This is a genomic window from Methylophaga sp. (assembly GCF_009711715.1).
GTDB lineage: Bacteria > Pseudomonadota > Gammaproteobacteria > Nitrosococcales > Methylophagaceae > Methylophaga.
The window spans coordinates 25,708-35,823 of sequence record NZ_VENF01000031.1 but is presented as its reverse complement, the minus strand read 5'-3'; the positions used below and the strand labels follow the sequence as shown (position 1 = coordinate 35,823).

The 10,116-nt window shown below is 52.3% G+C and carries 12 protein-coding genes; 10 read left to right on the top strand and 2 right to left on the bottom strand.

Features of this window, described 5'->3' with window-relative positions; translation table 11 throughout:
* Positions 1 to 96 (top strand): IS3 family transposase (locus FH755_RS13950; RefSeq protein WP_292437885.1); only part of this gene is annotated, 96 nt, incomplete at its 5' end.
* Positions 97 to 255: 159 nt separating this feature from the next.
* Positions 256 to 819 carry an ATP-dependent zinc protease gene (locus FH755_RS13945; protein WP_292441704.1) on the top strand — a complete coding sequence of 188 codons (564 nt, stop codon included), beginning with the start codon at positions 256 to 258 and terminating at the stop codon, positions 817 to 819.
* Positions 820 to 891: 72 nt separating this feature from the next.
* Here FH755_RS13945 and pyrF read toward each other — a convergent pair whose 3' ends face one another.
* Entirely contained in the window at positions 892 to 1,584 is a 693-nt protein-coding gene (pyrF, locus tag FH755_RS13940) for an orotidine-5'-phosphate decarboxylase (protein WP_292441703.1), read from the bottom strand.
* Between the two features lie 120 nt (positions 1,585 to 1,704).
* Between pyrF and tgt the strand changes: the two genes are divergently transcribed.
* The 4 genes from tgt to secF all read left to right on the top strand — a co-directional run bounded on the left by tgt (position 1,705) and on the right by secF (position 6,085).
* A complete protein-coding gene (gene tgt / locus FH755_RS13935; protein WP_292441702.1) occupies positions 1,705 to 2,811 on the top strand; it encodes a tRNA guanosine(34) transglycosylase Tgt in 1,107 nt (368 codons plus the stop codon).
* Positions 2,812 to 2,889: 78 nt separating this feature from the next.
* Positions 2,890 to 3,225 (top strand): preprotein translocase subunit YajC, encoded by a 336-nt coding sequence (gene yajC / locus FH755_RS13930; RefSeq protein WP_292441707.1) that lies wholly within the window; start codon positions 2,890 to 2,892, stop codon positions 3,223 to 3,225.
* 43 nt (positions 3,226 to 3,268) lie between these two features.
* Entirely contained in the window at positions 3,269 to 5,122 is a 1,854-nt protein-coding gene (gene secD / locus FH755_RS13925; protein WP_292441701.1) for a protein translocase subunit SecD, read from the top strand.
* 12 nt (positions 5,123 to 5,134) lie between these two features.
* The gene (gene secF / locus FH755_RS13920) at positions 5,135 to 6,085 is read left to right on the top strand and encodes a protein translocase subunit SecF (protein ID WP_292441700.1); all 951 of its coding nucleotides are present in this window, start codon (positions 5,135 to 5,137) and stop codon (positions 6,083 to 6,085) included.
* Between the two features lie 44 nt (positions 6,086 to 6,129).
* Here the strand turns inward: secF and FH755_RS13915 are convergent, their stop codons facing one another.
* Positions 6,130 to 6,384 (bottom strand): hypothetical protein, encoded by a 255-nt coding sequence (locus tag FH755_RS13915; RefSeq protein ID WP_292441699.1) that lies wholly within the window; start codon positions 6,382 to 6,384, stop codon positions 6,130 to 6,132.
* Between the two features lie 185 nt (positions 6,385 to 6,569).
* Here FH755_RS13915 and FH755_RS13910 point away from each other — a divergent pair, with 185 nt between their 5' ends.
* The 4 genes from FH755_RS13910 to FH755_RS13895 all read left to right on the top strand — a co-directional run bounded on the left by FH755_RS13910 (position 6,570) and on the right by FH755_RS13895 (position 10,076).
* Entirely contained in the window at positions 6,570 to 7,523 is a 954-nt protein-coding gene (locus tag FH755_RS13910; RefSeq protein ID WP_292441698.1) for a PQQ-dependent catabolism-associated beta-propeller protein, read from the top strand.
* Positions 7,524 to 7,608: 85 nt separating this feature from the next.
* On the top strand, positions 7,609 to 8,121 hold the full coding sequence (locus FH755_RS13905; protein WP_292441697.1) for a hypothetical protein: 513 nt from the start codon (positions 7,609 to 7,611) through the stop codon (positions 8,119 to 8,121).
* A complete protein-coding gene (gene mpl, locus FH755_RS13900; protein ID WP_292441696.1) occupies positions 8,122 to 9,471 on the top strand; it encodes a UDP-N-acetylmuramate:L-alanyl-gamma-D-glutamyl-meso-diaminopimelate ligase in 1,350 nt (449 codons plus the stop codon).
* The gene (locus tag FH755_RS13895; protein ID WP_292441695.1) at positions 9,468 to 10,076 is read left to right on the top strand and encodes a flavin prenyltransferase UbiX; all 609 of its coding nucleotides are present in this window, start codon (positions 9,468 to 9,470) and stop codon (positions 10,074 to 10,076) included. Before mpl ends, FH755_RS13895 begins: the two co-directional genes overlap by 4 nt.
* Positions 10,077 to 10,116 lie beyond the last annotated feature (40 nt).

Sequence of the window (10,116 nt, the reverse complement as noted above, 5' to 3'; positions counted from 1 at the left end):
GAGTACATCAATTACTACAACAACAAACGGATTAAGCTCAAACTAAAAGGCCTGAGTCCGATTCAATATCGAAAACAGGCCTTGGTTGCCGATTAAAAATGAGTCCAACTTTATGGGGTCACTTCAAAAGCGGGCTTTTTTTGTATTTACCCACATTAAAAGACTTAATTTGTGAGCCAGGTCTCAAGTGCGCAGGAACCCTGTGTTTTTCTGGTTAACTAAAGTCAGGCTTGTTAAAAACAGGAGAAGACATTTATGCGTAGCGCCGGGATAAGACCGCTTATCGTCATCAGTTTGCTCACGGCCTTGTTCAGTACCAGATTACAGGCAGAAGAGGTGCTGGGCTGGATAGAAAAGATACAATTACAGCCCTGGGGCGTAGAAGCCAAAGCCAAGCTTGATACCGGAGCACTGACTTCTTCCATGCATGCCGAGGATATTGAGCGTTTCGAAAAAAATGATGAAGAGTGGGTCAGATTTACCGTGGATCTGGAAGACACCGAGTCCGGTGAGCAGATCAGTGAACGGATCGAACGGCCGCTGCTACGTGACTTTACCGCGGTCGGTGCCGGTGGTCGCGACAAACGCGCTGTGGTGCTGATGACTATCTGCGTGGGGGAAAGGCTTTATGAGGAGCAGTTCAGCCTGCGTGATCGTGACAATATGATTTACCCGATTCTGTTGGGACGCAGAACCATTCAGCATCTGGGGCCGGTGGATGTCACCAGAACCTTTCTCAGTGAAGCGCAGTGCGATACTGATTCAGAACTGGTACGCTTTGATGCCGACGATCAGGATCCGGATATCGGTGCGGACTGACATTTGGAATGACGATAGAGAAAACAAAAAGACCATCGCAATGATGGCCTTTTTTATGGTGAGCGTTGTTTATCAGGCCAGACTTTGTTCAATTTCACGTAGCGCCTGCATCGGATCTTTTGCTGCGGTCACCGGTCTGCCGATAACCAGGTAATGACTGCCCGCGGCGATGGCTTCGGCCGGCGTCATGGTGCGATGCTGATCACCGCGGTCACTGCCGACGGGACGGATGCCGGGCGTGATTAGCTGGAAATGCTCACCCAGTTCTTCTCTTAATGCCGGTGCTTCCTGTGCTGAGCAGACCACGCCATCAAGACCGCTGTCTTTGGCAAGACAGGCAAGCTTGACCACGTTTTCAGCCAGGGTGCCCGACAGACCAATCAGGTCGAAGGTTTGCTGGTCCATACTGGTCAGCAGGGTAACGGCAATCAGTCGCGGCGCATCGTGACTGTCACCTACCGCTTCACGAGCAGCCTGCATCATTGCCATACCACCCAGCGCGTGCACATTCATCATCCACACCCCCAGATCGGCGGCAGCGGCACAGGCACGACCGACGGTATGCGGAATATCGTGATATTTCAGATCGAGAAAAACATCAAAACCACGACTAACCAGAGATCTGACTACATCGGGGCCGGCACGGGTAAACAGCTCTTTGCCGACCTTGACGCGGGCCGAAGCCGGATCAATTTGATCTGCCATAGCCAGGGCCGAATTTTTATCAGCATAGTCAAGGGCAACGATGATTTTCGGATCAGACATTCACAGCTCCAGATTGCATTAACATCAATGATCTTAGCTTAACAGGCCGCATTTGTGAGCTTTTCGCTGCTGAGTGACAGAAAATGGTATCCTGTGCGGCGTTTTTTGCGGAATTTTAAAATGAAGTTTGAGCTATTTGCGCAGGATGGTTTTGCCCGACGCGGTCAGTTGACATTTGACCGTGGTACGGTGCAGACACCGGCATTTATGCCGGTGGGAACCTATGGTTCTGTGAAGTCGATGACACCGGAAGAAGTGTCGGATACCGGCGCTGAGATCATTCTGGGTAACACCTTTCATCTGATGCTGCGGCCGGGTACGGATATCATCAGTCAGCATGGCGATCTGCATGACTTTATGCGTTGGCAGGGACCGATTCTGACTGACTCCGGTGGCTTCCAGGTGTTCAGTCTGGGTGAACTGCGCAAAATCACCGAAGAAGGCGTGCATTTCCGCTCCCCGGTCAATGGTGACAAGGTCTTTATGGGGCCGGAAGAATCGATGGCCGTCCAGCGGGCGCTGGGCAGTGATATTGTCATGATTTTTGATGAGTGCACGCCTTATCCTGCCGATGAAAAAACGGCGGCGGTGTCAATGCAGTTGTCTTTACGCTGGGCCGAGCGCAGCAAACAGGCGCATGCTGATAACCCGTCTGCGCTGTTCGGCATTGTGCAGGGCGGTATGCATGAAACACTGCGTGATGAATCTTTAGCGGGGCTGACGGACATCGGTTTTGATGGTTACGCCATCGGCGGTCTGTCGGTCGGTGAACCCAAAGAAGATATGATTCGGATTCTGACTCACCTCGCCGATAAAATGCCGGCAGATAAGCCGCACTATCTGATGGGTGTGGGACGACCGGAAGATCTGGTGGAAGCCGTGATGCTGGGTGTCGATATGTTCGACTGTGTGATGCCGACACGCAATGCCCGTAACGGGCATTTGTTTGTGCATCAGGGTGTGATAAAAATCCGTAACAGTCGCTTCAAAACCGATACCGGTCCGCTTGACCCCTATTGTGACTGCTACACCTGCCGTCATTACAGCCGTGCTTATCTGCATCATCTGGATCGTACCGGGGAAATGCTCGGACCAAGGCTCAATACCATTCATAACCTTTATTACTACCAGAAGCTGATGCGTGAAATCAGAACTGCGATAGAAAATCGTCGCCTGGCCCAATTCCGGCAGGAATTCTATGCCTTGCGGGAAACCCCGATGGACTGATTAGGGTCATTGCTATCGGTGACTCTGCCGGCTGTGGCATAATCAGTTTCTTTTTATTATTGAACTTGAGGACTCATGATGGACTTTTTCATTTCTGCTGCCCATGCCGGTGCCGTTGAAAGTCAGGCTGCGGCATCCCCCGGTCTACTCGATTTCGCTTTCCCTATCCTGCTGCTGGTTCTGTTCTATGTGATGCTGATTCGTCCTCAGCAAAAACGGGCTAAAGAACACCGTGCCATGCAGTCTGCGCTCGCCAAAGGTGACGAAGTCGTAACCGATGGCGGCCTGATGGGTAAAATTCTGGAAATCACCGATAACGCGATTACGGTACAGATTGCCGAAGGCGTCGAAGTCAAAGTTCGCCGCGAATCAATCAGTGCTGTGTTACCGAAGGGCACGTTGAAAAAACTGTAATACCCCACCTGAAAAACGGTTTCAAAAAAACCAGGAATTAATAATGAACCGATATCCAATGTGGAAGAACCTGCTGGTTCTTGTCGTACTGATTGTTGCCACTATTTTTGCCATGCCCAATCTGTTTGGTGATGATCCGGCAGTGCAGATTTCAGCAGGCCGCTCCGCCACAGTGGATCTGGATCTGGCTGATAAAGCAGAGACTGCGCTGAAACAGGCCGGTATCGACTATAAAGGCATTGAACTGGAAGATGACAAGTTGCTGGTTCGTCTGACCTCTGCTGACAGCCAGTTGCAGGCCAAGGAAGTGCTGAACCAGACCCTGACCGGTGATTATATTATTGCGCTGAACCTGGCACCGACGACACCGGACTGGCTGGCGGCACTGGGTGCGGAGCCGATGAACCTGGGCCTGGATTTGCGTGGCGGTGTTCATTTCCTGATGGAGGTGGATATGGTCGCGGCGGTGAAACAGGCGCTTGATGGCTATGGCAGTGATCTGCGCCTGAGTCTGCGTGACGAGAAAATCCGTTACAAGCAAATCAAGGTGGAAGATCAGCAGTTGATAGTCGTGTTCCGGAATGCCGAAGACCGTGATGCAGCGGAGAGTCTGATCAGCCGTGAAATGGATGCCCTGCTAGTCAATGTGGCAGAAGACACCACTGATCCGGCTCTGGTCATGCAATTGAATGAGGTCAATCTGCGGGAAACCAAACGACTGGCTCTGCAACAAAACATCACCACACTGCGTAACCGTATCAATGAACTGGGTGTCGCCGAGCCGACCGTCCAGCAACAGGGTGACAGCCGTATCGTTGTGCAGTTGCCGGGCGTGCAGGATACTGCCCAGGCCAAGAAGATCCTCGGTGCTACAGCAACACTGGAATTTCGTCTGGTCGACTTTGAAAGTGATGTTCAGGACGCAGTCAACGGCCGGGTTCCGCCAAACTCAGAACTGTATTATCACCGTGATGGCCGGCCTTACCTGCTCAATAAACGGGTAATGCTGACAGGTGAGCATGTCATCAATGCCCAGTCGACACTGGATCCGCAGTCCGGTTCGCCGGCAGTTTCCGTGACGCTGGACGGTAAAGGGGCTCGTATTTTCAGCAATATCACCCGCGATAACATCGGTAACCCGATGGCGGTGGTGTTTATCGAGTCCAAAACAGAAACCAAGGAAATTGATGGTGAACTGGTTAAAGTCCGCCGTCAGGTGCCGGAAATCATTAATGTCGCCACCATTCGTGACCAACTGAGCAAGAAATTCCAAATCACTGGCCTCGACAGCACCACCGAGGCGCGCGATCTGGCCCTGCTGCTGCGTGCCGGCGCCTTGGCGGCACCAATCGAAATCGTTGAAGAACGGACCGTGGGCCCCAGCCTGGGTCAGGACAACATCGATCAGGGTTTTGCCTCTGTTATGATCGGTTTTGCCTTTGTGCTGGTGTTCATGCTGCTTTGGTACAAAGTGTTTGGTTTTGTAGCCAATCTGGCGCTGGCAGCCAACCTGATTTTTATCGTTGCCTTGCTGTCAATGCTGCAGGCCACACTGACCTTGCCGGGGATTGCCGGTATCGTATTGACGGTCGGTATGGCGGTGGATGCGAACGTACTGATATTTGAGCGTATCCGCGAAGAACTGCGTAACGGCAACAGTCCGCAATCCAGTATCAGCGCCGGTTATGGCAAAGCGTTCTCGACGATTGCCGACGCCAATATCACCACCTTGATTGCGGCAGTTGTCTTGTTCGGTTTCGGTACCGGTTCGATTAAAGGCTTCGCTGTGACCTTGTCCCTGGGCATTATCACCTCGATGTTTACCGCGATCATGGGTACGCGCTCCGTGGTCAACCTGATTTACGGTCGTCAGCATAAACCCAAGCTGTCAATTTAGGATTTGCCAGACATGCAGTTTTTATCAAAAGAAACCCATATCAATTTCATGTCGAAACGCCTGCTGGCAGCGGGTTTTTCGATTATCTTACTTATTGTTTCTGTTACCTCGCTGGTGATGCAGGGATTGAACTTCGGTATTGACTTCACCGGTGGCACCATGATCGAGCTGGGTTACCAGGAACAGGTTGACCTTAATCAACTGCGTCAGGATCTGGCCGATGGCGGTTATCCGGAAGCAACGGTGCAGAACTTCGGCTCGATTCATGACGTACTGATTCGTCTGCCGGTTATAGAAACTCAGAATATGGCCCAGCTCAGCAATGAGGTGGTTTCCATGTTGCAGAGCAAAAACGAGACGGAAATCGATGTTCGCCGTGTTGAATTTGTCGGCCCGCAGGTTGGAGATGAACTGACCGAGCAGGGCGGCCTCGCCATGCTTTATGCCCTTATCGGCATTCTGATCTACGTTTCATTGCGATTTGAATACCGCTTTGCCATCGGTTCAGTAGTGGCCTTGATCCATGACGTCGTCATCACATTGGGCTTTTTCTCTTTGACCCGCATCGAATTTGATCTGACTGTACTGGCGGCGATTCTGGCTATTATCGGTTACTCGCTCAACGATACGATTGTGGTGTTCGATCGTATTCGTGAAACTTTCCTGCGCATGCGGAAAGGCACTTCAGTAGAAATCGTCAATACCGCGCTGAATGACACTCTGAGCCGAACCCTGATGACCTCCTTAACCACCTTGCTGGTAGTGGTCGCCCTGTTTATCTTTGGCGGCGAAGTCATTCATGCTTTCTCGATTGCCCTGCTGCTGGGTATTGTAGTGGGTACTTATTCTTCGATTTACATTGCCAGTAACACGATTATGGCGATGGGTGTGAGCAAGGAAGATTTGTTGCCGCCCGTGAAAGAAGATGATGAGAATGTGAATCCCGACGGCAGTCAGGTCTAACTGCCCGGTCGACAATAAAAAAAGCCCGGTCCTACCGGGCTTTTTTATGAGAAAGAGTGGCGATCGCTGAACCGTAGCGCCTTACTGATAAAGGTGGGCGACTGATGCCGGCGACGGGATTCCATTGTGACCACGTTATGACTGCTTTCTGCCAGTTCACGCTGTTTTGCTTCTTCCACGGTTTCCACGCTAAGAATGCGGCAGTGCGCCAGCTGACAATGATAGCTGCTGATAGTAGCCAGTTCTTCCAGACCCTCGATCACCAGCCGCATTTCAAGTTCCAGGGATTTATCCGTCATAGTCCAATACCTATTCACTTAATCTGGGTATCGGACAAAACGCCACTGACTTGAGCGGAAATGACAAATTAAGCCTCTTTCCTCGTGAGCAGCAGGTCCGGATAGCTTAAAATAGTCACAGGCTAGTGCGCGCAATAAAACGGCTGGTAGTCTTCCAAGTAACGGGAACAACAAGAGCGAATTTCATGATCCTGAAAAATGGCCTATTTCTTTTTCTGATCCTGATGAACAGCAGCATGGCGGCTGAACCTGGCAATCGGGCTTATGTCAGCAATGAGATGTCAGACAGCCTCAGTGTTATTGACCTTGAATCAAATACGGTTATCGATACGTTGGCGGTCGGTGACCGTCCCAGAGGCATGGCCCTGTCGACTGACCACTCAAAGCTTTTTATCGCGATAAGTGAAGCCGATGCGATTGCGATCGTCGATTTGGCAAGCGGGACGGTAAAAGACACATGGCCTGTCGGCAGTGATCCGGAAACGCTTGCCATCGGTCCGAATGACTATTTGTATGTACCTGAGGAGGATAGCGGTCAGCTTTCAGTACTAGACCCGCAACATCAAGCTTTGCTGGCGAGCATTCCGGTGGGGGTTGAACCCGAGGGCGTGGCTGTATCGCCTGATGGCAAGCTGGTTCTGGTCGCCAGTGAGGCCAGCAACAAGGTCCATGTGATCACTACAGCTGATTATCAGCTTGTCAAGACGCTGTCAGTGGCTGCCAGACCGCGAGGCGTGACCTTTAATCATGCCGGTACGCGGGCTTATGTGGCGAGTGAAGTGGGTAATGAGGTGGCGATTATCGATATCAGAACCTTATCAGTTACTGAGCGGGCCGAAGTTGCTGCAACGAATGCCCGGCCGATGGCGGTGGTGGTCAGCGCTGATGATAAGACACTTTACGTTTCTACCGGCCGGGCCAGTGCGGTCGCAGTGATGAATGCCCAAACGCTTGAGCATCTGGACAGTGTGACGGTTGGGAAGCGCGTCTGGGGGCTGGCGATGACTCGCGATGGTCGTTATCTCTATGCTGCAAATGGCATGAGCAACACGGTCTCTGTGATCGAGACTGCAACACGTAAGGTGGTTAAAACTATTGCGGTCGGCGAGTCTCCATGGGGTATTGTCATTGATGACTAGAAAAGGACAGGACTGGGCCCCGGGTGGAGTCATAAAGCGTGATTAAATACTTTGTTCACCGCAGGCGACGGGGTATCATGCCTGCATGATTTTATTGCAGCGTTTTTTCCAGATCTGCCTGTTCAAGTCAGGTCCGGCTGATGTGCCGGCCTCTCACTGGTTACTCAAACTGGTCTGTTTAATTTATTTTTCCATCGGCACGCTGGTCAGCCATGTTGACCATCCCTGGTCGGCCGCTTTGTTTGCCAGCCTGAGCGATACGCTGCTGTTACTGGCGGTTTGCTGGTTGCTGCTTTACCTGCGCGGGATGGGGCAACGTTTCCTGCAGACAGCCACTGCGATGGCTGGCACCGGCGCTATTATGGGCCTCCTCGGGCTGCCGGTTTTCATGCTGTTTCGCCAGGTTGAATCACACGGTCAACTGACCAGTCTGGTTTTGCTGCTGGTGCTGATTCTGATGTTCTGGAGTCTGTTTATTACCGCTCATATTTTCCGCCATGCTCTGGACATCCGGCCCGGCATGGCAGCCATTCTGACGGTGGCTTATACCATCCTCTCACTCGTGGTGGTGGGACTGACCATATCAGGAGTCGCTTAGATGCATATCCATATCCTCGGCATTTGCGGCACGTTTATGGGCGGCCTGGCTTTACTGGCCAGAGAGCTGGGTATCAGCGTCAGTGGCAGTGATGCTAACGTCTATCCGCCGATGAGTGATCAGCTGGCCGCCGCTGGCATTGATGTAATGGAAGGTTACGATCCGAGCCATTTGGAGTCGGTACCCGATCTGGTGGTGATGGGTAATGCGATGACCCGTGGCAATCCGGCAGTGGAATATGTGCTCAACAAAGGCCTGCCATATGTGTCCGGGCCACAGTGGCTCGCGGAAAATGTATTACGTGGCCGTTGGGTGCTGGGTGTTTCAGGCACCCATGGTAAGACCACAACCAGCAGCCTGCTGGCCTGGATTCTGGAGCATGCCGGTCTCTCGCCCGGCTTTCTGATCGGCGGGGTACCGGATAATTTCGGCGAAACAGCAAGGCTCGGAAATACCCCGTTTTTTGTGATTGAGGCGGATGAATATGACACCGCTTTTTTCGATAAACGTTCCAAATTTGTTCACTATCAGCCGCGCAGCTTGATCATTAATAATCTGGAATTTGACCATGCTGATATTTTTGATGATCTGGCGGCGATTCAAAAACAGTTTCATCACCTGGTCAGAACCGTGCCTTCTGAAGGCTTGATTATCTCACCGCAGGAAAAGGCCATTGAACAGGTCTTTGAGATGGGCTGCTGGACACCACGGCAGACGCTTGGCAACGATGGTGACTGGCAGGCGAAGCTAATTAACAAGGACGGCAGTGAATTCGAGGTCCAGTTTGCGGACCAGAGCGCCACCGTACGCTGGAATATGCTGGGACAGCATAATGTCAGTAATGCGCTGGCGGCGATTGCAGCCGCTCGACATGTTGGTGTGACACTTGAGCATGCAGTGAAAGCACTGTCAGAATTTGTCGGCGTCAAACGCCGGCTGGAACTGCGCGGTGAAGTCGATAATATCCGTGTCTATGATGATTTTGCCCATCATCCGACGGCGATTGCGACCACGATTGCCGGTCTTCGGGCTCGCATCGGCAACCGGAAACTGGTGGCTGTGCTGGAGCCACGCTCCAATACCATGAAGATGGGCGTACACCAGGATGCGCTGGCCCAGTCTTTGATACAGGCAGATCGGGTATTACTGTTTCAGGATGCCGGACTCAAATGGTCGCTGAAACAGGTCTCAGAAACCCTGGGGGATCATGTCAGCGTACATGATTCAGTGGATGGCATTGTCACGGCCCTGGAAAAGGAAGCGGCGCAGGGCGATGAAATTCTGGTGATGAGTAACGGTGGTTTCGGCGGCATTCATCAGAAAATTCTGGAGGCACTGGCAGCGCGATGACCGATAATAAACAGATTGCCCTGGCCATTACCGGTGCCTCGGGTGCACCCTATGCCAAACGCCTACTGGAAATATTGCTGCAAAGCGGGATCACGGTGCATCTGATGATTTCTGCTGCTGGTCGTATCGTGCTCGCTGACGAACTGGACTGGAAACTGCCTGCCCGGGCCGGTGATATCCAAACGTTGCTGACCGAACAGTTTCAGTGTCAGCCTGAGCAACTGCGTGTCTATGGTGAACAGCAGTGGTCCGCGCCGCTGGCCAGCGGTTCACACCGGGTAGCGACCATGATTGTCTGCCCCTGCACCATGGGGACGCTGTCGGCGATTGCCTGTGGTCAGAGTGATAATTTGATCAATCGCGCCGCGGATGTGATGCTGAAGGAAAACCGCAGATTGATCCTGGTCCCCAGAGAAGCGCCGTTTTCTGCGATTCATCTTGAGAATATGCTGAAACTGGCGCGGTTGGGAGTGTGTATTCTGCCACCCAGCCCCGGTTTTTATTTCCGGCCGAACTCGTTGCAGGAAGTGGTGGATTTTGTGGTCGCCCGTATTCTGGATCAGACCGGTATTGAACATAGCCTGATGCCGCGCTGGGGTGAATAGCCCGGACAGGACAAGGCAGCCAAGTCGCGTATAATGCTGG